Source organism: Paraburkholderia solitsugae, from assembly GCF_013177695.1.
GTDB classification, from domain to species: domain Bacteria; phylum Pseudomonadota; class Gammaproteobacteria; order Burkholderiales; family Burkholderiaceae; genus Paraburkholderia; species Paraburkholderia solitsugae.
Map to the genome: position 1 here is coordinate 98,695 of NZ_WOEY01000051.1, position 24,355 is coordinate 123,049.

Genomic DNA, 24,355 nt, shown 5'->3' on the forward strand with positions numbered 1-24,355 from the left:
ACGCGCGATGACCCCGACGCCCACCATGCAGGATCTCGCCCTGCAACCGATCGAAGCGATCATCCCGCATCGCGGCACCATGCTGCTGATCGATGCCGTGAACACCTTCAGCGAAGACGCGTTGAGCGCGCGAGCAACCGTACGGGCCGACGCCTGGCATGCTGGCGCCGACGGCGCGATGCCCGCATGGATCGGCATCGAATTGATGGCGCAGGCCATCGCGGCGCACGTCGCATTGCTCGCCATGCGCGGCGGCGGCAGAGCGCGCCCCGGCGTGCTGCTTGGCTCGCGCAGCTACAAAGCGTTGCAACCGTCGTTCGCGAGCGGTGCCCAGTTGCTGATCCACGCAACAGAATTACTGCGCAGCGAAGAAGGCCACGGCGCCTACGAATGCACGATCCACCACGGCGACGTGTGTTGCGCCGAGGCCGTGATCAAGGTTTTTCAACCGCCCGATTTCCAGTCATTCATCGAAGGGAGTTTCAGTTCATGAGCCGGCGTGTTCTCGTTACCGGCGCAAGCCGCGGCATCGGCCGTGCGATTGCGTACAAGTTGGCCGCCGACGGCTTCGCGGTATCCGTGCATTGCCGCACGGGCCGCACCGAAGCCGAAGCCGTCGCAACGGGCATCGCCGCGCAGGGCGGCACGGCGCGCGTGCTGCAATTCGACGTGCGTGAGCGCGCGGTGTGCCGCGAGGTGCTCGAAGCTGATGTCGCGGCGCACGGTCCGTACTACGGCATCGTGTGCAGCGCGGGCGTGACGCGCGACGCCGCGTTTCCCGCGCTCACCGAAGAAGACTGGGACATCGTGATCGAAACCGGTCTCGACTCGTTCTACAACGTTGTCCATCCGTTGACCATGCCGATGGTGCGGGCGAGGAAGGGCGGGCGCATCGTCACGATCGCGTCGGTCTCAGGCGTGATGGGCAACCGCGGCCAGGTCAACTACAGCGCGGCGAAGGCCGGCCTGATCGGCGCGACCAAGGCGCTCGCCGTCGAACTGGCGACGCGCAACATCACCGTCAATTGCGTCGCGCCGGGTTTGATCGAAACCGGCATGCTCGACCAGATGCCGCTCGAGCAAGCGTTGAAGACGGTGCCGATGAACCGCGTCGGCCAGCCTGCCGAAGTGGCGTCCGTGGTCGGCTTCCTGATGTCGGATGCGGCCTCGTACGTCACGCGTCAGGTGATCGGCGTCAATGGCGGGATGGTGTGATGAAGCGCGTCGTCATTACCGGCATGGGGGGCGTCACAGCGTTTGGTGACAACTGGGACGAAATCGAAACGCGCCTGAGGCTGGGTGTGAACGCGGTCCGGCGCATGCCCGAGTGGGATTACTTCGAGTCGCTGCATACGCGGCTCGCGTGTCCGTTGCCGGGCTTCACCGCGCCTGCGCACTATCCGCGCAAGAAAACCCGTTCGATGGGGCCGGTGTCGATGTATTCGGTGCGCGCGAGCGAACTGGCGCTCGCCGACGCGGGCCTCGCCGATGACGCGCTCATCAAGGACGGCCGCATGGGCGTCGCCTACGGCTCGTCGTCGGGCTCGGTGCAGCCGATTCGCGCGTTCGGCACGATGCTTCAAACCGGCTCGATGAGCGACGTCACGTCGAACAGCTACGTGCAGATGATGCCGCACACCACCGCGGTCAACGTCAGCCTGTTCTGGGATCTGAAAGGGCGCATCATCCCGACCTCGTGCGCGTGCGCGTCGGGCAGCCAGGCGATCGGCTACGCGTATGAAGCGATTCAGGCGGGCAAGCAGACGCTGATGCTGGCGGGCGGCGCGGAAGAGATGTCGGGTCCGGCGGTCGCCGTGTTCGACACGCTGTACGCGACCAGCACGCGCAACGATGAGCCGCATCTCACGCCGCGCCCGTTCGATGCCGCGCGCGATGGTCTCGTGGTGGGCGAGGGCGCGGCCACGCTGGTGCTCGAAGAATACGAACATGCGGTGGCGCGCGGCGCGCGGATTCACGCGGAAATCGTCGGCTTCGGCTGCAATTCGGACGGCGCGCATATGACCCAGCCGACCGCCGAAACCATGGCGCTTGCCATGCAGCTCGCTTTGAAAGACGCGCAACTGCCGCCCGAGGCGATCGCCTACGTGAACGCACACGGCACCTCCACGGACCGTGGCGACATCGCCGAAAGCCATGCGACCGCGCAGACCTTCGGTGCGCGCATGCCGATCAGTTCGCTCAAGAGCTATGTCGGCCATACGCTCGGCGCGTGCGGCGCGCTCGAAGCGTGGTGGACCATCGAGATGATGAAACGCAATTGGTATGCGCCGAACCTGAATCTGGAGAACGTCGATCCGGCCTGTGCGCCGCTCGATTACATCGTCGGCACAGGTCGTGAGATCGACGCCGAACATGTGATGAGCAACAACTTTGCTTTCGGCGGGATCAATACGTCGCTGATTTTCCGGCGCGTTCGATGAGCGTGGCGCTGCAACGCGTGGTCGTCACCGGCATGGGGATCGTGTCGTGCCTCGGCAATACGCTCGACGAAGTATCCGGCGCACTGCGTGCTGGCCGCTCGCGCATCGAGCGGATCGACGCGTGGCGTGGGCGCGGTTTCGCATCGCAGGTGGCGGGCGTTGCCTCGGTCGCGCAGGAGCCGCCATTCGCGCGCAAGCTCGAGCGCTTCATGGGCGACACCGCGCGCTTTGCATGCCACGCCGCGAAGAAAGCGATCGACGATGCCGGTCTCGACCCCGGCACGTTGCGCTCGCCGCGCGCCGGTACGGTGATCGGCTCGGGCGTCGGCACGTTGTCGAGTTACGACGTGGCGATTGCGATTGCGATTGCCCGCGGCGTCGACAAAGTGCCGCCGTACACGGTCCCGCACGCGATGAGCAGTACCGCGTCGGCCAATGTCGCGCAGGTGTTCGGACTCGAAGGCGTGAGCTATTCGCCGTCGTCGGCTTGCACGACGTCGGCGCTCGCCATCGGCCAGGCGATGCAACTGATCCAGACCGGCCGCCAGCAGATCGTGCTGGCCGGCGGCAGCGAGGCGCTGCACGACAACACGACGCTGCTGTTCGATTCGATGGGCGCGCTGTCGCGCGGTTTCAACGACACGCCGCAGCACGCTTCGCGTCCCTACGATACGGCGCGCGACGGCTTCGTGATCGCTTCGGGCGGCGGCGTGCTGGTGCTCGAGTCGCTCGATCACGCATTGGCGCGCGGCGCCCGTATTTACGCCGAACTGACCGGTTTCGGCGATTGCACGGACACCGCTGGCATGGTCACGCCGCATGCGGCCGGCATCGCACGGGCGATGCGCGGCGCGCTGGGCGAAGCGGGCAAACGCCCGGACTACATCAACACACACGCACCGTCGACACCGCTTGGCGATGTCGAGGAACTGCGCGCACTAATCGATGTATTTGGCGGCGACGTCCCCGCGTTCTCGTCGACTAAAGGCATGACCGGGCACCCGCTCGGCGCGTGCGGCGCGCACGAGGCGATCTACACGTTGCTGATGATGCGTGACGGTTTCATCGCGGGGACGGCGGGCATCGAGACGCCGGAGCCGGGCGTCGATGGCATGCCGCTCGTGCGCACGACGCGTGACGCGCGCATCGGTACGGCGATGTCGATTTCATTCGGGTTCGGCGGCAGTTGCGCAAGCCTGATGTTTGAAGGGTGGCAGGGCGGTTGAAACGGCCACGATTTTAAAAAAACGAGGGCAATAAAAATGAAAAAACGTTTTGTACTGGCTGCGCTGGCAGTGGTGGTACTGACGCAGGCGGGATGCGCCACGGACGTGAAGTCGCTGCCGCTCGCGGCGGCCGGCGGCCAGTCGCGCGGCGGCGTGCCGGTCTATTTCGGCGAGCAGAGCCACCCGGCAGTGACGGCCAAGTTGGGCGACGTGTCCTACTCGGTGCGGATCGCGCGCAAGGTGTTGAGCCCGGAAGATGCATGCCATGAAGCGCTTGCCGAAGCTGTGCAGAAGCTGCGTGCGGCCGCCCAGGAACGCAACGCCAACGCCGTGATCGACGTATCGACGCGCTTTCATAGCACCGAGACCAACTCGTCGACCGACTTCACGTGCGGCGTGAGCCCCAGCGCTGCCGCTATTGCGGTGAGAGGCCAGCTTGTCGTGCTGGAAGCGAACTAAGGCAAATCCAATTTAGAACTCACTAGAGCAACAAAAACCACCAAGGAGTCTCAATGAAACGCAATGTGCTGTTTGTCGCGCTGTTCGCTTTGCTCGCCACGCTGAGCGCTACGCAGGCTTTTGCCCGCGACACGGTCGCCAACTATCCGGTCGCGCCGGCGCTGCAAAGCGAACCGGGCAAAGTCAGTGACGACGTCGCGCTGTATTTCGCTGGCCAGCCGCATCCGGCCGTGGAGAAAACGATGGGTGAATTCGCGACCAACAAGAAGACCAACGCCTTCGGCAAGAGCGATCTGGAAGCGTGCCAGCACGTGTTCCTTTCGGCCGTGATCGAATTGCAGGAACGCGCGCGCAAGGAAGGCGGCAACGCGGTGATCAACATCAAGAGCAACTACAAGAATGAAGTGCGCGAGAGCGCGACGGAGTTCACATGTGGTGCGGGTGCGGTGATCGCCGGTGTGGCGCTGAAGGGTGATGTGGTGACGCTGCGCAAGTAGTCACGCAAATAGCGAGCGACACAAGTCAGCGCGCTGTGATGCTTGCCAGGGCGATAGCCTGCCACCGCCCTGGCGAGATTCAATCGGCCTTGATCGCCGCGACATTGACCAGCGTTTCACGACGCTTGCCAGGCTGCGGATGGGTCAGGCCGAGGCGTTCAAGCAGGCCGAAGTCTTTCGCGCGGCTCCACCAGAGATACGGCAGCGAGACGTTGCGCTGATCGAAGCGGAAACCGCCGCGGCGGATCATGTCGAGGTAGCCGTCGGCGCTTTTCTGAACGTGCATGGGATGGCGGAACAGCAGTCGGATCACCCACGATTTGATGTACGCGTCGGTGGATTCGGCGAACAGCAGGATGCCACCCGGTTTGAGCACACGACGGAATTCGCCGAGTGCGCGGTCCTGCTCGACGAGATGGTGAAAGGTTTGATGGCAGAACACGATGTCGGCGCTGGCGTCGGGCAACGGCAATTGTGCGCAGTCGCCGTGCAGCACTTCGATATCGGCGAGCTTGTCGCGGCACGCGTTGGCTGCATTGGCGGCAAGCGTTAGCGACGGTTCGTGAAAATCGACACCGACAATGCGGCGGGGCTTGAACGCCTCGGCGAGCAGGCGGAACGAAATGCCTTGCCCGCAGCCGACGTCGACGATGACCGGTGCGGCAGGCAAGGGCGCATCGATCAGGCGTTTGAGGTCGTTGATCGCGACCCGCAGAACATGATGTTCCCACGTATAAGTACGCAGGAACCAGATCCCGAAGGCCGTTTCCGGCACGAAAGGCACACTGGATGTTTCGGATGGCGACACGCTGGGCTCCCCGACGAAATATTGTTCTTGCTGTGACGCGTAATTGTAACGAGAAGTAAGGATGCAGCGTAACGCTGCTCAGAGCAAGCAAACGATTGAGGCAACCTTGAGTACACATTCGTCAAAGCGCATGAGCGTCGATGTAGCGATCATCGGCGCGGGTCCGGCAGGCGCCGTCGCAGCGGCGCTATTGCGCAAAGCAGGCCGCTCTGTGCTGGTGCTGGAGCGCCAGCATTTTCCGCGCTTCTCGATCGGCGAAAGTCTGCTGCCGCAAAGCATGGCCTACCTCGAAGAGGCCGGCATGCTGCAGGCGGTGGTCGAAGCCGGTTTCCAGTACAAGAACGGCGCGCATTTCGTTTACCGCGACCAATCGTCGGCGTTCGATTTCCGCGACAAGCATTCGCCGGGGTGGGGCACCACGTACCAGGTCGAGCGCGCGGTGTTTGACGACATTCTGATTCGCTGCGCGGCGGAGCAGGGCGCCGAGGTGCGCTTCGGTCATACGGTCCGCGCAATGCAACCTGCCGGGAAGGACAACAAGCCGGTGCTCGACGTGATCGACGCAGCGGACAACGCCTATGAAGTCGAGGCGCATTTCGTGTTCGACGCAAGCGGCTTCGGCCGTGTGCTGCCGCGTTTGCTGAATCTCGAAGCGCCCACGCGCATGCCCACACGTGCCGCGATCTTCTCGCATGTGCAGGATGGCATTCCGGCCGGCGCGACCGACCGTAACAAAATCTGCGTGGCGACGCACCCGGAGCGCCGCGACGTGTGGTTCTGGATGATTCCGCTAGCGGGCGGCCGCTCGTCGGTGGGGTGCGTGGCCGAGGCCAGTTTCCTCGATGTGCCGGAAGCCGAGCGCGACGCGAAACTGCGCGCGCTGATTCAGCAGGAGCCGACCCTCGGTCCATTGATCGGCAACGCGCCGTTCCTGATGCCGGTGCGTCAAATCGGCGGGTACGCGGCGAATGTCGAACGTTTGCATGGACCGGGCTATGCGTTGCTCGGCAATGCCGGTGAATTTCTCGATCCGGTGTTCTCGTCCGGCGTGACGATTGCGCTGCGTTCCGCGCATCTCGCGGTGCAGACGTTGAACCGGCAACTGGATGGCGAGCAGGTCGACTGGTCGGCCGCTTACGACGTGCCGTTGCGCAAGGGGATCGATACGTTCCGTGCCTTTGTCGAGCGCTGGTACACGGGCGAGCTGCAGGACATCATTTTCTATCCGGACCAGACGCGGTCGATCCGCCGCATGATCAGCGCGGTGCTGGCCGGTTACGCATGGGATGAATCGAATCCGTATGTCGCCGATCCGGTGCGCCGTCTGAATGCGTTGCACGAAGTGTGCACTCACCATTGATCGGACTGCACGGCACGAGCCAATGAAAAACGGCGCTTCCCTCAGGAAGCGCCGTTTTTCATTCGACCGCCTGAATCAGATCAGGCGTCAGCTCGGGAATCCACTCAAGCTGCGATTTTTGCCACACGCGGTGCAGGTTGACGCACGTCGTCGCGACGATGCACGCGCTTGCCCGCGGCATACGTTTCGTAGATCGCGCGGTCGTCGCCGAGCAGCGCGAACGCGAACAGCAGTTCTTCGAGCGACTCGGTGCGTGCGGTACGGCGCGCGAGCAGCGGCGTGGCTTGCGGATCGAGCACAACGAAGTCGGCTTCCGACTTCGGCTTCAACGTGCCGACCTTGTCGGCCAGATCAAGTGCTTCGGCCGCGCCCGCCGTGGCGAGATAGAACATCCGCGTGGCCGTCAGATGATGGCCGGTCAGACGCGCGACCTTGTGCGCTTCGTTCATCGTTTGCAGCATCGAGAACGACGTGCCGCCGCCGACGTCCGTCGCCAGCGCGATCGGCATGCCGGCTTCGTCGGCCTTGTCGAAGTCGAACAGGCCGCTGCCGAGGAACAGGTTCGAGGTCGGGCAGTGCGAGGCGACGGTACCGGTTTGCGCCATGCGCTTGCGGTCTTCCTCGTCGAGGTAGATGCAATGGCCGTACACGGCGCGGCGGCGCAGCAGGCCGTAATGATCGTAAATGTCCAGATAGCTGCGGTGGCCCGGGAACAGATCGGCAACCCATTTCACTTCGTCGGTATTCTCGGCGACGTGGCTCTGGATGAAGATGTCCGGATGCTTGCCGGCCAGCACGCCGCACGCTTCGAGTTGCGCTTCGGTCGAGGTCGGCGCGAAACGCGGCGTGAGCGCGTACATCTGGCGGCCACGGTTGTGCCAGCGTCCGATCAACTCGGCGCTGTCGTCATAACCCGATTGCGCGGTGTCGCGCAGAAACTCGGGGCAGTTGCGGTCCATCAGTACCTTGCCGGCCACCATGCGCAGATTGCGCGCTTCGCTCTCGGTGAAGAGGGCATCGGCCGATTCCTTGTGGACCGTGCAATACACGAGCGCGGTGGTCGTGCCGCACGCCAGCAGCTCTTCGACGAAGAAGCTCGCCGTATCGCGCGCGTAGGCCGGATCGGTGAAGCGGCGCTCGGTCGGGAACGTGTACGTGTCGAGCCACGGCAGCAGACCCGGCGCCGGCGAGGCGATCATGTCGGTCTGCGGATAGTGAATGTGCGTGTCGATGAAACCCGGCACGATCAGCTTGTCGCGCATCTCCTGCACCTGGGTGCCCGGCGCGAGTTGCGACGCGAGCGCGGCATACGGGCCCGCTGCGACGACATGGCCGTCTTCGACGATCAGCAAGCCGTCCTCGTTGAAGACTGCTGCGTTGGGCGATTGCGCAGGGTCGCCGTTGAAGGTCAGCAGTTGTGCGCGGAACGCTGATTGTGTCGATTGAGTCATGGAAAAACCGTCTCCGTATTTGTGAGGAGCTAAACAGCGCAGACGGCGGCTTTACTCTGGGTCTGAAACGAACCCGTGCCGCCGCCGGCTGCTATTCATTGGCCCGTCAATGCGGGCCGCCTGGGTGCCAGTGCGCGTCGAGCTTCGCGATCAGTTCGCTGCGTTCCTCGGGCGTGACGAACGACGCTTCGAAGCTGTTGCGGATGATCGTGTAGACCTCGGCATCGTTGAGCTTCAACGCGTCGATGGTGGCGAAATAGTTGGCGTTCACGTAACCGCCGAAATAAGCCGGATCGTCGGAATTCACCGTGACGGCGACGCCGCGATCGAGCAGGTCCTTCAGCGTGTGCTTGGTCATGTCGTCGAACACGCAGAGCTTGAGGTTCGATAGCGGGCACACGGTCAGCGCGACGCGCGTATCGGCGAGGCGCGTGACGAGCGCCGGATCTTCGATGCTGCGCACGCCGTGGTCGACGCGGTCCACTTTCAGCAGATCGAGCGCTTCGTAGATATACGACGGCGGGCCTTCTTCGCCCGCATGCGCGACCAGCTTCAGACCGAGCGCGCGTGCCTGGGCGAATACGCGTTCGAACTTCGACGGCGGATGACCACGCTCGGACGAATCGAGACCCACGCCGATCAGGCGATGCTTGTATTGGTCGAACAGCGGCCGCGCTTCTTCAAACGTGGCGAGCGCATCTTCTTCAGACAGATGGCGCAGGAAGCACAGAATCAGTTTGCTCGACATGCCGCGCCTTTCCGCATCGGCGAGCGCGCGTTCGATGCCGGCCACGACGGTTGCGATCGGCACGCCACGTTCCGTATGCGTCTGCGGATCGAAGAAGATTTCGCTGTGAATCACGTTATCGGCGAGGCAGCGTTCGACATACGCCATCGTCATGTCGTAGAAGTCCTGCTCGTGCAGCAGCACACTCGCGCCGGCGTAGTAAATGTCGAGGAATGACTGCAGATCGGTGAACGCGTACGCGGCGCGCAGCGCTTCGATCGAGTCGTACGCCAGCTTCACGCCGTTGCGTTCGGCGAGCGCGAAGATCAGCTCGGGTTCGAGCGAGCCTTCAATATGGATGTGCAGCTCGGCCTTCGGCGCGCGAGCGGTTTTCTCGATGAGTGGCGTAGGGGTAGCGGTCGTTGTATTCATGGTCGGTCAGCCGTTCGTTGGAGTCGGTTCGCGCCGGATGCGGGATGCAGGACAGGATGCAATCGCGTTGAGGCGGCAGGTCGATTGTGCGGCAAATCAGACCGTCTGCGCTGCATGCGCGCCCGCATTCGCCTCCACGGCCTGCAACACCTGGGCGGCTGCCGAGATCGCGATGATCTCCGGCGACTTGTCGACGATACCGTCGACACCGAGCGGGCACTTCATCCGCGCAATCTGCGACGGATCGATGCCGCGCGCGGGCCCGCTTTCCCCCCCCCGCCCGGCAACCCCGGGGCGGCTGCGGAGATCGCGATGTTCCCCGGCGCTTTGCCGACGATCCCGCCGACACGGGGGGGGCACTCCACCCGCGAAATCTGGGAGGGATCGATGCCGCGCGCGGCCAGCCGATGTTCGAACTGCTTGCGCTTGCTGTGCGAGCCGATCATGCCGAAGAACGCGAAATCGCCACGCCGCAGAATGCGCTCGGCCAACTCGAGATCGAGCGCATGGTTGTGCGTCATCACGATGAAGTACGTGTGCGGCGCGGCCTGGTCGATGGCTTCGTCGGGCGCGTCGTTCGGATCGATCTTTACGTTCGGCGCATGGAGCGTTTCCGCTGGCGGAAACTGCGCGTCGCGCTCGTCGACCCAGCGCACGATGCAAGGCAGCGTGGCGAGCACGCGAACCAGCGCGGCACCCACGTGGCCGGCGCCGAACAGCACGACCTGGAAGTCGCCTGGCGCGATGGTCTCGGTGAGCAGCGCGCCGCTGTCGTCGAAGCCGGCGCCGTCCCACAGCAGGCAGTCGGTGGCATCGACACCCGGTTCGGGGTCGGACAGCATCACCGCATCCGGTGCGGGGCCGAATGATACGCTACGCACCGTCGAAAGGCCCGCGGCCACGCGTTTCGCGAGCGACGTAATCCAGCCGAGGTCGCCGATGTCGAGGCGCTCAAAAGCGAGAATCACGGCGCCGCCGCAGCATTGGCCGAGACTCGGGCCAAGCGCGAAGCGTTCGAGGCGGCGCATATGCGGTGAGCGCATGCCGTCGCGCAACACCTGACGTGCGGTCTCGATGGCTTTCCATTCGAGGTGCCCGCCGCCAATCGTGTGCTTGGCCGAATCACGCGTGACGATCATCTTGGTGCCGGCTTCGCGGGGCGCCGAACCTTCGACGCGCGCGACCGTCACCAGCACGGCGGCGTCGCCGTGCGCGAGCAGTTGTTGCAGGTCAGGTAGCCAGGCTTGCATCCGGCGGTTCTCCATACGTGGCCGCGCGGGGTGTCCGTGCGGCCGGTTGAGTGTGGCGGGACGCGTTCGTGTCGCGTCGCGCCGTTGCTTAAAGTTGCTTAACGTTTCGTCAAGTTGCTAGATCGGCGTGGTAGCGGTTGTGGCTGTGATTGCCGCTTCCGTTGCTTGTTCGGCCGGTTGTCCTGTCGCGGGTTCCGTCGTCGTCCCAGGCAATTGCAACGCGTCCAGCGCATCGAGAATCGCTTCGGGCGTTGCCGGCGCGCGCAACGATGGTGCATTGTCCGCGCCCGGCACCGCCGCCGCGATCGCGTCACGAATCGCGAGGAACACCGAGAACGGCAGCAGCAGCGGCGGCTCGCCGACGGCCTTCGAATGGAACACGGTCGGCTCGGCGTTCTGATTCTGATAGAGCTGCACGTGGAACGCCGCGGGGGTATCGCTGACGGCGGGAATCTTGTACGTCGACGGCGCGTGCGTCATCAGGCGGCCATCGCGGTTCCACCACAATTCTTCCGTGGTGAGCCAGCCCATGCCCTGAATGAAGCCGCCTTCCACCTGGCCGATATCGATCGCCGGATTGATCGACTGACCAGCGTCGTGCAGGACATCCGCGCGCACCAGTTTCCATTCGCCGGTCAGCGTGTCGATCACCACTTCCGACACCGCCGCGCCGTACGCAAAGTAATAAAACGGGTGACCCGTCAGCGTTTTCGCATCCCAGTGCACTTTCGGCGTCGTATAGAACCCGTCTGACCACAGCTGCACGCGCGCCAGATACGCTGCCGCGACCAGTTGCTCGAACGGCATCGCACCGCCGTTCACCGATACTTCACTGTTGGCGAATTCCACCGCGTCGGCGGTGCCGCCGAGTTGCTTCGCCGCGAGTTTGGCGAGCCGGTCGCGAATGGTCCGGGCAGCGGCTTCGGCGGCTTTGCCGTTCAGGTCACTGCCGGTTGAAGCGGCGGTTGCCGAGGTGTTGGCGATCTTCGACGTATCGGTCGCGGTTACGCGCACGCGCGAAAGCGGCAAGCCGAGCTGGTTCGCGACGACTTGCGCGACCTTCGTATTCAGCCCCTGGCCCATTTCGGTGCCGCCATGATTGACGAGTACCGAACCGTCTTTGTACACGTGCACCAGTGCGCCGGCCTGATTCAGGAACGGCACATTGAACGAGATGCCGAACTTCACCGGCGAGAACGCGAGGCCGCGTTTGAGCACCGGACTTTTAGCATTGAATGTGGCGATCGCTTCGCGGCGCGCGCGATAGTCACTGGTTTCAAGCAACGTATCGGTCAGCGGCGCGATGATGTTGTCTTCGACGCGTTGTCCGTAGGGCGTCGTGTCGCGTTCGCCGATGCCGTAGTAGTTGGCGAGCCGCACATCGAGCGGATCGCACTTCAATTGGCGCGCGATGCTGTCGAGCATGACTTCCATTACCAGCGCGCCTTGCGGGCCGCCGAAGCCGCGAAACGCGGTGTTCGACTGCGTGTTGGTCTTGCAGCACAGCGCGACGATGTCGACGTCGGACAGGTAGTACGCGTTGTCGAAGTGGCAGACCGCACGTGTGGCGACCGCACCGGACAAGTCAGCGGAATAGCCGGCTCTCAAGGCGATTTCAACGCGCGCGCCGAGAATGCGGCCGCTATCGTCGAAGCCTGCTTCGTACTCGTAGACCGCGTCGTGGCGCTTGCCGGTGATCATGAAATCGTCGTCACGATCGGCGCGCAGTTTGACCGGGCGGCGCAGCAGTTTCGCCGCCAGCGACGCCACGCACGCGAACACCGCCGATTGCGATTCCTTGCCGCCGAACCCGCCACCCATCCGCCGGCATTCGCACACGACGTTGTGCGCCGGCCAGCCGAGCATATGCGCGACGACCTGCTGCATTTCGCTCGGATGCTGCGTCGAACTGTAAACGAGCATGCCGTCCATTTCCTTCGGCACGGCGTAGGCGATCTGGCCTTCGAGATAGAACTGTTCCTGGCCACCGACTTCGAAGGTGCCACGAATTTTATGCGGCGCGGCGGCGATTTTCGCATCGGGTTCGCCGCGCTTCAGATGCATCGGCGGCAGGACGAACTGCTTTTTGGCTTTCGCCTCGGCGGGCATAAGGACGACTTCGAGTGGCTCATAGCGCACGACGTCATCGCTTTTGGCCAGTGCGGCGGCGCGGCGCGCGAGCTCATGACTTTCGGCGATCACCGCGAACACCGGTTGGCCGAGATACAGCACTTCGTCCACCGCGAGAATCGGATCGTCGTGCAGCACGGGCCCGCAATTGTTCTCGCCGGGGATATCTTCGGCGGTCAGCACGGCGATTACGCCGGGCGCTTTTTTCACGGCATCCAGATCGAGCGACACGATTCGCGCGTGCGCGTGCCGCGAGAGTCCAAGCGCCGCGTGCAGCGTGCCTTGCAATTCGGGGACGTCGTCGGTGTAGGTCGCTTCGCCGCTCACATGCAGCGTGGCGGATTCGTGCGGCAACGACACGCCGATCGCGGTCCCATTGTCCTGAGCCACGGCGTGCTTTGCAGCATGTTCGACGAAAGCATCAGTCCGGTTCATCACGACGACTCCTTCGCAACGGCCGCGTCCGGCACACCGTTTTCGAACGCGAACGCATTCACGTCGAAGAGGGCGAGCGGCGCGTCATCGCGCGTTTCGAGGTGGAAGCGCCACAGCAGGTTGCGCGCCACCTTCAGTCGATAGGCGCTCGAGGCGCGCATGTCGGTGAGCGGCTGGTAGTCGGCGACGAGTGCGTTCATCGCTTGCCGCGCCGTGCTTTCGTTCCATGTTGCGCCGTTCAGCGCGGCCTCGGTTTGCGCGGCGCGTTTAGGCGTCGCGGCCATGCCGCCGAATGCAATACGGGCTTCCCTGATCGCGCCGTTTTCGCCGATGTGCAGCGCGAACGCGGCGCACACCGCGGAGATGTCCTGATCGTAGCGCTTCGACACTTTGTACGTGCGAAAACGCAGATCGCGCGCCGGACGCGGGACACGCAGCCCCGTCACAAATTCGCCAGGCGCAAGCGCGGTCTTCTGATAGCCGAGGTAGAACGAATCGAGCTTCAGCGTGCGGGTTTTAGCGCCGTGGCGCAGCATGACTTCGGCGCCGAGCGCGAGCAGCGCCGGCATAGAATCGCCGATCGGCGAGCCGTTCGCGACGTTGCCGCCAAGCGTGCCGGCATTGCGGATCGGCAGGGACGCGAAACGCGTCCACAACTCGGCCATTTCCGGGTAATCGACGGCGAGTGCCGCGTAGGCGTCTTCGAGCGTGACAGCGGCGCCGATCGTGAGCATCTGCGCGTCGCGTTCGATCGTCTTTAATTCGGCGACGTTGCCGATATACAGGATGTCGCCGAGATCGCGGAACTGCTTGGTGACCCACAGGCCGACGTCGGTGCTGCCGGCCAGCAGGCGCGCCCGCGGATGCTCGGCGCGCAGTTTAGCGAACGCGTCGAGCGTGACCGGTGCGTGGAAGGTGGGCGAGCCGAACCCGGCGCCGCGCGTGTCGGGCGCGCTGTATTCGAAGGTGTCGCGGCGTTGAATCTCACGCAGCGTGTCGGCGACCGCCTTGCGGTCCAGCGTCATGCGCGGGTATTGCGGATAGTCGAACATCTTCTGCGAGGCGTCGACGATCGGCCGGTAGCCGGTGCAGCGGCACAGATTGCCGGACAGCGCGGCGTTGATTTCATCGCGGGTGGGCAGGCCGGCGGCGGCCGGCTGGTTTTCGTACAACGCCCACATCGACATCACGAAGCCGGGGGTGCAGAAACCGCACTGAGAGCCGTGGCAATCGACCAAGGCCTGTTGGACCGGGTGCAGGGCGCCGTCAGCGGCGCGCAGATCTTCGACGGTGAAGAGGGCTTTGCCGTCCAGCGTCGGCAGGAACTGAATACAGGCGTTGACCGCTTTCAGCACGACACCGCCTTGCGCATCCAGTTCGCCGACGACGACGGTGCAGGCGCCGCAGTCGCCTTCGGCGCAGCCTTCCTTGGTGCCCGTGCAATGCAAATCCTCGCGCAGGTACTGAAGCACGGTGCGCGACGCCGGGACGCCCGTGACCTCACGGACGGACCCCTGGTGATAAAAGCGGATGGTTTGCGATGTCATGGCGAATCCGAAAGACAGTGCGGACCGGGCGCGCGTTACGCATGGGGTCGCGCCAAAGCCGGCCTCGCGCACGTAGATCGCCATCCAGGTTCGAAGATAGCACTACCTTGTCCTGAAAAGATTTCCCAACCCGCATGAAGCTTATTCGCAAGCGATCATGAGATAAGTACGATTCGTGCGAAGGCGGGAAGTTGCGTGAGGCGGGATGAGTGGCGCAATGCCTTGAGGGGCGGGGCGCAGCGAGAAAACGGGGCGGAGCGCGGCTGGCCGTGCGCGGCGCGGCGCCCGGAAAGCTTGGCGGGGCCCGGGGGCTCGGTGTTTACGCTTGCAAGAAGCGTCTTTTGTCACAAAAAACGCCGCAAAGCAGGGGCGGATGGGTAATTCAGGTTGCCTCCCGGTCGCCGCCGACGTGAAAACGCCGGCCTTTGCACCGTCTTTTACGGCGGTTGAAGGCCGGCGCGAGGCCAGGTGCGATAATGGAAGGGCCCGATCAGTCGATCCGGGGGCGATTCCGGGACAGGCTCAGGGCCAGCGGCACGAAAGCCACCACGAAAGCGACCAGCGACCACATCGGCAGCGACAGGCCCAGAATCGGCGGATAGGCCGTTTCGCAGAGGCCGGCAACCTTGAAGACACCCGGCAGCCAGTGCGCCGGCGGCAAGCTGTCGACCACCGGCTGCAGCGCGTCGAAACCGCAGCTGAAACCCGGATTCGCCTGAACATACACGTGCCGCGCGGCGGTGACGATGCCGGCCAATGCCGACAGGGCCGCCAGCACTTCCAGCAGCCGCACGCCGCGCCAGCTGTTGAAGCGCGCGCCGAGGAACGCAAAAATCGCGATCAGCAGGAAGAAATAGCGCTGGATGATGCACAGCGGGCAGGGGTCTTCATGCAAGCCATATTGCAGATACAGCGCGCCGGCAACGAGGCCGACGCAGATCAGGCCAAGTAGAACCAGCAGGAAGCGCTCGCGGCGCAGCATCGCATTGTCGTTATTCATGGGTCGTGTGGCTGTCTGTAAACGGAAAGGGCGGGTGCCCGCGATTCTAGCGCGAACCCCCGCCCCAACGCTTATCGCGCATTTAAGGTGCAATCCCGCTCGGTTCCTGCTCAGTTGCCGCTCAGTCCCCGATTAGCGAATCGCTTTAAGCACCGCTTCGGCGCCGCGGCCGATCGCCAGCAACGCGTCGTCGGCGTGCGGCGCGCCCGCCAGCATCAGGCCGACCGGCGCGTCGCCGCGCAAATGGCAGGGCAGCGAGAGCGCGCAGGCGTCGAGGAAGTTGAACACGCTCGGGTTGCGCAGGATCAGTGCGTTGGTGCGGCCAAATGCGTCGTCGTCGTGGATCAGATCGGCCACGCGCGGCGGCAATACCGGCACCGTCGGCGAAACGACCGCGTCGAAACGCTGCCACAGCGTGCGCGCGGCTTCGTCGAGCATGACCTGGCGTTCGGCGAGCAGGTCCAGATAGTCCACGGCGCTGGCCGGCTGGCCTTTCAGGATGCGCACCAGCACGCGCGGATCGTATTGATCGCGGTGCTTTTCCAGCAACGGACGGTGCCATGCATACGCTTCAATCGGCGAAAAGCCGAAGCGGTTGATCTCGGGCAGGCGGTCGAGCGGCGCGAAGCGCACTTCCGTGACGATCGCGCCGGCCGCTTCCAGATGCTTGAGCGCCGTGTCGATCGCGGCGGCGACGGCCGGTTCGACGCCGTCCGTCACGAAGTTGGTCAATACGCCGAGGCGCACGCCTTCGAGCGGCCGGGCTGCCGGGATGCGTGGCTCCAGGCCGGCCAGCATCCGGTCGACCAGCGCGCAGCACGCGACCGAGACGCCGATCGGACCGAACGAGTCGAGCGTCGAAGAGAGTGGCACGCCGCCCTGTTTCGGGATGCGGTCAGCCGTCGGCTTGAAGCCGGTCAGGCCGCACAGTGCCGCCGGGATACGGATCGAGCCACCGGTGTCGGTGCCGAGCGCGATGGCCGCCATGCCGTCTGCGACGGACGCCGCCGCACCTGACGACGAACCGCCTGAAATCCGCTCGTCGCCCTTTACACCGCGCTGATACGGCGACAGGGGATTCCCATAGTGCGGATTCAAGCCGAGTCCGGAAAACGCAAACTCGCTCATATTGGTGCGCCCGACGATCACCGCCCCCGCCCGTTTCAGGCGCGCGACCGCGACTGCGTCCGCCTTGGCGGCGGGCGCGTCGGCCAGCACCACGGACCCGGCGCGAGTCGGCTGGCCTTCGATATCGAACAGGTCTTTGACCGACACCGGAATCCCGGCGAGCGGTGAAAGGACGGTGCCGGCGGCGCGCAGCCGGTCGTGTGCGTCAGCCGCGGCGCGGGCACTGTCGGCGTCGACGTGCATGAAGGCGACCGCGCCTTGACCGGCCGGATTGGCAATCCGGTCGAGCGCGGTTTCGACGAGCGCGCGGCTGGTGGTGCGGCCGGCGGCGAGGTCGGCGGCAAGCTGGACTAGCGGCGGGAAGGGCGTGAATTCAGTGGCCATGGTGTCAGGAAGAATCCGGTTGGGCCGGGCGAAGCCGGTTAAGGGCAATGAAATACGGTCGAGGAATACGGTCGATCGGTTGGCGTCGATCAGATACGGTTGCTCAGATGCGGCTGTTCAGATGCGTTACTCAGATGCATTCACTCACATGCGGTTGAACAAGGTCGCGCGGAACGCTTCGATGTGCTTTTGCACCGATTGCCGGGCGCCTTCGCCATCGCGTTCGCGCAGCAGGCGAAACAGTTCCAGATGTTCTTCATGGACGTCTTCGAGGTGATGCGGCTCGGACAGCGAGATGAACCAGAAGCGCAGCGAGCGTTCATGCAGCCCACGCAGGATGTCGGCCAGCACCGGATTGCGCGACGCCGCCGAAATCGCCAGATGAAACTCGCGGTCGATATCCATCATGCCCTCGATATCATGCGCGGCGACGCAAATCGTCGAGCGCTCGAGCAAGGCCTGCATCGCGTCGAAATCGTGTTGCTGCGCGTGGCGCGCGGCCAGTTCGACGCAGTAGCTTTCGTTGACGAGCCGCACGTCGATGATCGCCAGCACATCGTCGAGGGAAACCGGGCGCACCATGATGCCCTTTCTCGGCATGATGGTGAGCATGCCTTCGTGCACCAGCCGGTGCAGCGCCTGATGCACCGGCGTTCTGCCGATGCCGGTCAGCGCCATCAATTCCGCTTCGTTGAGCACCTCGCTCGGCCGCAAACGCATCGTGATGATCTCGCGCTTGACGAAGGCATAGGCCTGTTCGGCGAGACTTGCCGTGGCGGTCTCGCGGGGGGCACTGGAACGGCGGGCAGTCTGCAAAAGCGTCATGTGAAGAGAAGAGCGGGCGATGTCGTCCGCATTGTAGAGCAAGGTTTTGCGCGGACGGCGCCTGGTGGGCGGTTGCTCACCGGCGCTGTCCCCGCATGAGGCGCGCGCCTCGCGTCACGGAAATGACAGCAATCACCGCCGATCAGGCGCTTCTCGGCGTCACCGCCGCGGCGTGCTGCACCTTGACGCGCGGCATCATCAACGTGACCAGGCCGCCGACGATCAACGCCCCTGCGATCAGCACCAACCCGAAGGTCACGCTATGCGTTGCATCCTTGACGATGCCGAGCACATACGGGCTCACATAGCCGGCCAGGTTTGCAATCGAGTTGATCACGGCGATCCCGGCAACGGCTGCGGTGCCTTGCAGGAAGGTCGTGGACATCGACCAGAAGATGCCGAAGCCCGCCAGAATGCCGATATACGCGATCGACAGACCGGTGACGGCGAGTGGAATCGAGTTCGTCACCGAGGCGCTGCCGAGCAGACCCGCCGCGCCGATGAAGCAGCACACCGCGTAGTGCCAGCGCCGTTCGCCGGTGATATCCGACGAGCGGCCGATCAGGATCATGCCGATGCCCGCAGCCAGGTAGGGAATCGCCGTGACGAAGCCGTTCGTGACGAGATTGGTGACGCCGAGGTCCTTGACGATCTGCGGCAGCCAGAACGAGAAGCCCGCATTGCCGGTGACAAGGCAAAAATAGATCAGCGTCAGCAGCCAGAAGCGGCCCGAGCGCAAGGCAACCGCCAGACTCTGCTCGGCGCCGGCAGCAGCGGCCGCCGTGTTTTCGCGCGAGAGGCGGGTGAGGACCACGCGTTTTTCGTCGTCGGTGAGCCAGGCGGCTTCGGCGGGCGTGTTGCGCAACACGGCGAGCGCCCAGAAGCCGGCGAGGATCGACGGAATGCCTTCAATCAGGAACATCCACTGCCAGCCGCGCAAGCCGTGCGCTTCATGCAGCGCCGACATCAAAAAGCCCGACAACGGCGCGCCGATGATGCCCGCGACCGGAATTGCTGCCATGAAGACGGCGACCATCCGCGCGCGCCGGTCGGACGGAAACCAGAAGGTCAGATAGAGCACCACGCCCGGCACCAGACCGGCCTCGGCGACGCCAAGGAAAAAGCGCAGCACATAGAACATCGTTTCCGAACGCACAAACATCATCAGACAGGAAAGCAGGCCCCACAGCATCGTGATGCGGGCGATGGTCGCGCGGGCGCCGAACTTCTTCAGCAGCAGATTGCTCGGCACTTCGAACACGAAATAGCCGAAGAAAAAGATCCCCGCGCCGAGTCCGTACGCCGCGTTCGACAGGCCGAGGTCGCCGGTGAACTGCAGCTTCGCGTAACCGATGTTGACGCGGTCCAGGTACGACAACACGTAGACGAGAAACAGGAACGGCATGATGCGCCAGGTGATCTTGCGCAGGGCGGCGGCCTCGAGCCACGCGTCGGAAGACGCGTCGGCGTTGGCGGATAACGGAGGGGAGCTCATGGGTGCCTCATTCGACGATAGGGAGCGCGTGCACGCGGTAGGCGTGCCGCAGCGTGCGGTTCAGGATGGGGTCGTGCAGTTCGAGTTCGAGCGCGTCGCCGTCGGCCATGCCGACGATGCCGCCTTGTACCGCCAGCGTGCCGCAGAACATCGCTGCACCCTCTGCGACGGGCGCGCGTTCCAGCAGATCGGCGGCCGGCAGCAGCGACGCGACAGTGCCCTGCTGGTAGACACGCCGCTCGCCCTTGTTTGTCACAGCGAAAGCACGCAGTTCAAGCTGGTCCCAGTGGCCGGACACATCGTCGAAACGCCAGGTGTCGCGTGCGACCGGTTTCGGGCAGACCTGTTTGGAGACGGTGACGCCGTAGGCCTCGACTTCGCGATCGGTATGGTCGGAGCCGACGGTGACGAGCAGCCCCGTCTTCGAGCGCACCAGCACGCACTCGGCTTCGCCGCTGGACTTCACGCCGACCACGTCGATCTGCCCGGCCTGCGACAGCAGCTCGGCGCCGAGGCGGTAGAAGCAGGGCGTGGTGGACGGCCGTTTCACGCCGAGTTCGGCCAGTTCAGCGATGTGATGCTCGATCGCCGCCTGATCGCGCCCGGCCCAGCCGGCAATCGTCAGATGATTCACTTCGACGATATCGGCGCGACTGTCGCCGGAACGATCTACAACATTGAAGGACAGCTGCTGCATCACTCGACTCCCAGGAAAATATGCAGCAAATATTATTGTGATATTTCACTAGTGTCCAGCGCGTCAAAAAAGTTTCGGGTCGACAGCTCCTGCTGTGAGGCGCGTGGTCCGGCCAATCCCAAGCCCTTTCGGCGTTTGCGCGATTCGGTGCGACGCACGCGTGCGTTACACTGCGTTTTTGGGATATTACTTTTTGTAAGGTACGCGTCTATGCACCACGGCATCGGCTTCATTCAGGATCTGGCGGTCGTGATGGCGCTCGCCGGCGTCGTCACCGTGCTGTTCCATCGCCTGAAACAGCCGGTGGTGCTGGGTTACATCGCCGCGGGCGTGATCATTGGGCCGTACACGCCGCCGTTCCAGCTGATCCACGACGAGCAGACCATCCAGACGCTCGGTGAACTCGGCGTGGTGTTCCTGATGTTTTCGCTCGGGCTCGAATTCAGCCTGCGCAAGCTCTTCAAGGTCGGCGCGACGGCGATCGTCGCGGCGCTTTCCGAAATCGTGCTGATGCTGTGGATCGGTTATGAGATCGGCAGCGCGTTCGGCTGGAGCCCGATGGACTCACTGTTCCTCGGCGCGATCCTCGCGATCTCGTCGACGACCATCATCGTCAAGGCGCTGTCCGAGTTGGGCCTGAAGCGAGAGAGCTTCGCGCAGCTCGTTTTCGGGATTCTGATCGTCGAGGACATTCTCGCCATCGCGATGTTGGTGCTGCTCTCCGGCATTGCGCAGACAGGGCAGTTGAGCGCGGGCGTCGCCGTGGTGACGCTCGGCAAGCTGCTGCTCTTCATGACGGTGTCGTTAGTGGTGGGCATTCTGGTCGTGCCGCGCGCGTTGAACTACGTGGCGCGCGCCAAAAGCGACGAAATGCTGCTGGTGTCGGTGCTCGGCTTCTGCTTCGGCTTCTGTCTGCTGGTGGTGAAGCTCGACTACAGCATTGCGCTCGGCGCGTTCCTGATCGGCGCGATCATGGCCGAGTCGCGCCATCTGCATCGGATCGAGCACCTGATCGCGCCGCTGCGCGATGCCTTCTCCGCGATCTTCTTCGTGACGATCGGCCTGATGCTGAATCCTGCCGTGCTGCTCGACTACGCGTGGCCGATTGCGGTGATTACGGTGGCGGTGATCGTCGGCAAGATCGTGTCGTGCGGGCTCGGCACTTTTCTCGCTGGCAAGGATGGGCGCACGGCCATGCGGGTCGGCATGACGGTCTCGCAGATCGGTGAGTTCTCGTTCATCATCGCGTCGCTCGGTCTGACCTTGAAGGTGACGAGCGCGTTTCTGTATCCGATCGCAGTGGCCGTCTCCGCGTTGACCACGCTGTTCACGCCTTACCTGATTCGCGCCGCCGATCCGCTGACGCAGCGCCTCGGCCGGGCAATGCCGCGCACGCTCGCCAATGTGTTCGGCATGTACGGGCAGTGGCTGCGCAGTTTGAGCACCGGAACCGGCGAGCCGACGCTGTTCAGCATGACGCGGCGGATCATTTTGCAGATCGCCGTCAATCTTGCTCTCGTCGCGGCGATCTTCCTGATCGTGTCGTATAGCGCGCCGTACACCAGCACCTTTCTCGCCCACTGGATGGCTTCCGAGCCGATGCAGCGCGTGGTGCTGTGGAGCATCGCGCTGGTGCTGTCGATGCCGTTCCTGGTGGCGGTCTATCGCAAGACCAAGTCGCTCGCGCTGTTGCTTGCCGAGGTGAGCGTGCAGCCGGCGACGGCGGGGCGCTTCACCAGCGCGATCCGTTATGCGATCTCCGACCTGGTGCCGGTGGTCTCGATGGTTGGCGTGTTTTTGCTGCTCGCGGCGCTCTCCGGCAGCATCTTGCCGCCGACCGGCCTCCTGACCGTGGTGCTGGTGTGCGCCGCGCTGCTGCTGGCGCTGGTCTGGCGCTGGTGCGTGAAAATCCATGCGGCGATGCAGATCGCCCTGCGCGAAACGTTCGAAGAACAGCCGGATCCCTAAGTTAGACAGCCGCGCCGCTTGACTCGCAACAATGTGAGCAATTGTGTGCGGGTTTGCGGGGCTTGCCGCGCTAGCGGATAATCAGGGCATATTCATTCGTTCGCGTGGAAGGGGCCTGTCTGACTGTCATGAGCGAAAACAAACCTGAAAATGCCGGCGAGCCCGGCAGCCCATCGTCGCCTTCGGCGACGCCAACGCCCTCAACGCCGTCCGGCGCAACGCCAGGTGCGTCGAAACCCGACATCACGCCGCCAGAGCCCGCGGCCTCGCTACCGCTCTCCCACGAAGATTCCATCCAGTCCCCGATCAAGGACGTGGTGACGCCGTCTGCTTCGACTGCATCGCCGGCTGCCGGGGAGGCCGCCGTGAGGTCGTCGACCGACGACCCTGAGCGCGCGTCCACGGTCACCCCCACCGATTCGCAAACGGCGCAGCAACGCGACGCGGCCGAAGCACGCAGTTCGGCGGCCACGTCGACCGCGCAGCAGGAGGCCGCGGTTCATGAGCGCGAGGCACGCAAGGCGGGACAGACGCATAAAAGTCCAGCTCCACGTCCCGCTACGCTCGCGAGCAGCGAACCGCTCGCCGGCGAATTGAGCGCGCCGGCTGATGAAGCTGACCTCACCGAAAAAGAGGAAAAAGCGGAAGACGCGGCCGCTGCCGCCCGCCGGGCCGGCTCGCCGCCGCCGGGTTTTGGCGCCGCGCCTGACTTCACCGCAACGAACCCGCCACCGCCGAACGCGTTGCCGCCGTCGCCGCCGCGCTATCTGAAGCAAAACGATTCGGCGTGGACCGTGTTCGGCCGCATCATCGCGGCACGCGCACGTCAGCTGTTCGATCGCGCCGGCCAACGGATCACGCAGCGCACGCTGCGCATCGGCGTGTCGGCGCGCATCTTCCACCCGGAGCCGGGCGCGAAGGGGCTGCGGGGCAAGACGCTGCAATACCTCGAAGAATCGATTGCGCACTGGGTGATGTCGCGCGACGTGCTGGTGTTCATGATTCCGACGGTCGGCCATCAGGGCATGCTGCACCCGAGCAATATCCGTTTGCGCGATTATGCGAAGCATCTCGACGGTCTGCTGCTGCAAGGCGGCGCGGACGTCTCGCCGCAATCGTACGCCGAGCAGGCGACGAGCCCCGAATGGCCCGGCGACCGCGTGCGCGACATGTACGAACTCGAACTGCTGCATGAGTTCATCGAGTCGGGCAAGCCGGTGCTCGGCGTATGCCGCGGTTGCCAGTTGATCAACGTGGCGTTCGGCGGCACCTTGTACCAGGATATCGCCACCGAAGTGCCGACCGCCGGCGCGCACGTCAACGAGCACTACGATCAGCATCGGCACGGCATTCACTTCCCGGACGGCTCGACGCTGGCCAATATGTTTCCGGGCCGGCGCGACGCGATCGTCAACTCGATTCACCATCAGGCGGTCAAGACGCTGGGCCGCGATCTGAACATCGAGGCGGTGTCGGCGTCGGACGGCATCATTGAGGCCGTGCGCTATCGGCGTGCGCCGTTCGTGATGGGCGTGCAGTGGCACCCGGAGTTTCATCGCGCGGGCGGTCCGGAGTTGCTCGATTGCACGCCGTTGCTCGACACTTTCCTGCGGGTGGCGCGCGAAACGCGGTTTTAAGGCCTCGCCTTTAAGGCGCGCGTTCGAGGTCATCGATCAAGCCTTTGGTTTCGTGAGGCGCTGCCGCCATGTTCGGCGGCGCGCCTTGTGCGACCGCTTTTCTTGCTCCGGATCCCGCTTTGTCTTCGCCCGTCTATCAGGGCGGTAACGGGCCATTCGCCGGTCATCGGCGGCACGTTATCAAGATAGTCAGGATGGCGAGTGATCATCGACCGGGTCGCGCAAGTTGCCCGAGAATTCGCCTGACGATATTTCCGTCGTATCTGACGCGGTCCCTACTTCATCGAGCTTGTGCGAAATGGTTCATGCGCAGGTCGAGCGATCTATCCATCTAGTACAACATCCCTCAAATAGGTTTAATAATTTTCTGGCTGCAAATAGGGCTGCAGGAGCGTGACGACCAACTGCGCCATCTCGTCCAGGGTGCCGGTGCCTGGCAGGGGCTCCCAGCGCCCGCT

General features: G+C 64.1%; 20 protein-coding genes and 1 pseudogene. 9 read left to right on the forward strand and 12 right to left on the reverse strand.

Annotated elements, in window-relative coordinates; translation table 11 throughout:
- The first annotated feature begins 7 nt into the window (after positions 1–7).
- Genes GNZ12_RS12690 through GNZ12_RS12715 form a run of 6 tightly spaced genes read left to right on the forward strand, consistent with a single transcriptional unit; the run spans position 8 to position 4,623 of the window.
- On the forward strand, positions 8–493 hold the full coding sequence (locus tag GNZ12_RS12690; protein WP_172310652.1) for a hotdog family protein: 486 nt from the start codon (positions 8–10) through the stop codon (positions 491–493).
- Positions 490–1,215 (forward strand): 3-ketoacyl-ACP reductase FabG2, encoded by a 726-nt coding sequence (locus GNZ12_RS12695; RefSeq protein ID WP_172310653.1) that lies wholly within the window; start codon positions 490–492, stop codon positions 1,213–1,215. The genes GNZ12_RS12690 and GNZ12_RS12695 overlap by 4 nt, the downstream gene beginning before the upstream one ends.
- Positions 1,215–2,441 (forward strand): beta-ketoacyl-ACP synthase, encoded by a 1,227-nt coding sequence (locus GNZ12_RS12700; RefSeq protein WP_172310654.1) that lies wholly within the window; start codon positions 1,215–1,217, stop codon positions 2,439–2,441. The genes GNZ12_RS12695 and GNZ12_RS12700 overlap by 1 nt, the downstream gene beginning before the upstream one ends.
- Entirely contained in the window at positions 2,438–3,667 is a 1,230-nt protein-coding gene (locus GNZ12_RS12705; protein ID WP_172310655.1) for a beta-ketoacyl-[acyl-carrier-protein] synthase family protein, read from the forward strand. Before GNZ12_RS12700 ends, GNZ12_RS12705 begins: the two co-directional genes overlap by 4 nt.
- Positions 3,668–3,703: 36 nt before the next feature.
- Positions 3,704–4,126: a signal peptidase gene (locus tag GNZ12_RS12710; protein ID WP_172310656.1), complete on the forward strand. Its 423-nt coding sequence runs from the start codon at positions 3,704–3,706 to the stop codon at positions 4,124–4,126.
- Between the two features lie 53 nt (positions 4,127–4,179).
- Positions 4,180–4,623: an excinuclease ABC subunit A gene (locus GNZ12_RS12715; protein ID WP_172310657.1), complete on the forward strand. Its 444-nt coding sequence runs from the start codon at positions 4,180–4,182 to the stop codon at positions 4,621–4,623.
- Positions 4,624–4,702: 79 nt separating this feature from the next.
- Here GNZ12_RS12715 and GNZ12_RS12720 read toward each other — a convergent pair whose 3' ends face one another.
- Positions 4,703–5,431 (reverse strand): class I SAM-dependent methyltransferase, encoded by a 729-nt coding sequence (locus GNZ12_RS12720; RefSeq protein ID WP_172310658.1) that lies wholly within the window; start codon positions 5,429–5,431, stop codon positions 4,703–4,705.
- 106 nt (positions 5,432–5,537) lie between these two features.
- Between GNZ12_RS12720 and GNZ12_RS12725 the strand changes: the two genes are divergently transcribed.
- Positions 5,538–6,791, forward strand: coding sequence for an NAD(P)/FAD-dependent oxidoreductase (locus GNZ12_RS12725; RefSeq protein ID WP_172310659.1), 1,254 nt, complete (start codon positions 5,538–5,540; stop codon positions 6,789–6,791).
- 104 nt (positions 6,792–6,895) lie between these two features.
- On the opposite strand, the gene guaD is transcribed toward GNZ12_RS12725, so the two are convergent.
- The 11 genes and pseudogenes from guaD to GNZ12_RS12780 all read right to left on the reverse strand — a co-directional run bounded on the left by guaD (position 6,896) and on the right by GNZ12_RS12780 (position 20,292).
- Positions 6,896–8,242: a guanine deaminase gene (gene guaD, locus GNZ12_RS12730; RefSeq protein WP_172310660.1), complete on the reverse strand. Its 1,347-nt coding sequence runs from the start codon at positions 8,240–8,242 to the stop codon at positions 6,896–6,898.
- A 106-nt stretch (positions 8,243–8,348) separates the two neighbouring features.
- Positions 8,349–9,401: an adenosine deaminase gene (locus GNZ12_RS12735; RefSeq protein WP_172310661.1), complete on the reverse strand. Its 1,053-nt coding sequence runs from the start codon at positions 9,399–9,401 to the stop codon at positions 8,349–8,351.
- A gap of 96 nt (positions 9,402–9,497) precedes the next feature.
- Positions 9,498–9,635 (reverse strand): annotated as a pseudogene (locus tag GNZ12_RS45010) (xanthine dehydrogenase accessory protein XdhC); the annotation flags it as partial.
- Complete coding sequence (gene xdhC, locus GNZ12_RS12745; RefSeq protein ID WP_235993706.1) at positions 9,623–10,651, reverse strand: xanthine dehydrogenase accessory protein XdhC; 1,029 nt, start codon at positions 10,649–10,651, stop codon at positions 9,623–9,625. The gene xdhC and the pseudogene GNZ12_RS45010, both read right to left, overlap by 13 nt.
- A gap of 117 nt (positions 10,652–10,768) precedes the next feature.
- Positions 10,769–13,216, reverse strand: a complete 2,448-nt coding sequence (gene xdhB, locus GNZ12_RS12750) for a xanthine dehydrogenase molybdopterin binding subunit (protein WP_172310662.1) — start codon at positions 13,214–13,216, stop codon at positions 10,769–10,771.
- Positions 13,216–14,763 carry a xanthine dehydrogenase small subunit gene (gene xdhA / locus GNZ12_RS12755; protein ID WP_172310663.1) on the reverse strand — a complete coding sequence of 516 codons (1,548 nt, stop codon included), beginning with the start codon at positions 14,761–14,763 and terminating at the stop codon, positions 13,216–13,218. The genes xdhB and xdhA overlap by 1 nt, the downstream gene beginning before the upstream one ends.
- A 490-nt stretch (positions 14,764–15,253) precedes the next feature.
- The gene (locus GNZ12_RS12760) at positions 15,254–15,763 is read right to left on the reverse strand and encodes a disulfide bond formation protein B (RefSeq protein WP_172310664.1); all 510 of its coding nucleotides are present in this window, start codon (positions 15,761–15,763) and stop codon (positions 15,254–15,256) included.
- A gap of 132 nt (positions 15,764–15,895) precedes the next feature.
- Complete coding sequence (locus GNZ12_RS12765) at positions 15,896–17,275, reverse strand: amidase (RefSeq protein WP_172310665.1); 1,380 nt, start codon at positions 17,273–17,275, stop codon at positions 15,896–15,898.
- Positions 17,276–17,419: 144 nt separating this feature from the next.
- Complete coding sequence (locus GNZ12_RS12770) at positions 17,420–18,100, reverse strand: GntR family transcriptional regulator (protein ID WP_172310675.1); 681 nt, start codon at positions 18,098–18,100, stop codon at positions 17,420–17,422.
- A gap of 142 nt (positions 18,101–18,242) precedes the next feature.
- On the reverse strand, positions 18,243–19,595 hold the full coding sequence (locus GNZ12_RS12775) for an MFS transporter (RefSeq protein ID WP_172310666.1): 1,353 nt from the start codon (positions 19,593–19,595) through the stop codon (positions 18,243–18,245).
- A gap of 7 nt (positions 19,596–19,602) precedes the next feature.
- Positions 19,603–20,292, reverse strand: coding sequence for a DUF2848 domain-containing protein (locus tag GNZ12_RS12780; RefSeq protein WP_172310667.1), 690 nt, complete (start codon positions 20,290–20,292; stop codon positions 19,603–19,605).
- Positions 20,293–20,502: 210 nt separating this feature from the next.
- Between GNZ12_RS12780 and GNZ12_RS12785 the strand changes: the two genes are divergently transcribed.
- Both GNZ12_RS12785 and GNZ12_RS12790 read left to right on the forward strand, forming a co-directional pair.
- Complete coding sequence (locus GNZ12_RS12785) at positions 20,503–22,260, forward strand: cation:proton antiporter (protein ID WP_172310668.1); 1,758 nt, start codon at positions 20,503–20,505, stop codon at positions 22,258–22,260.
- Positions 22,261–22,388: 128 nt separating this feature from the next.
- On the forward strand, positions 22,389–23,897 hold the full coding sequence (locus tag GNZ12_RS12790) for a gamma-glutamyl-gamma-aminobutyrate hydrolase family protein (protein ID WP_172310669.1): 1,509 nt from the start codon (positions 22,389–22,391) through the stop codon (positions 23,895–23,897).
- The last annotated feature ends 458 nt before the right edge of the window (positions 23,898–24,355 follow it).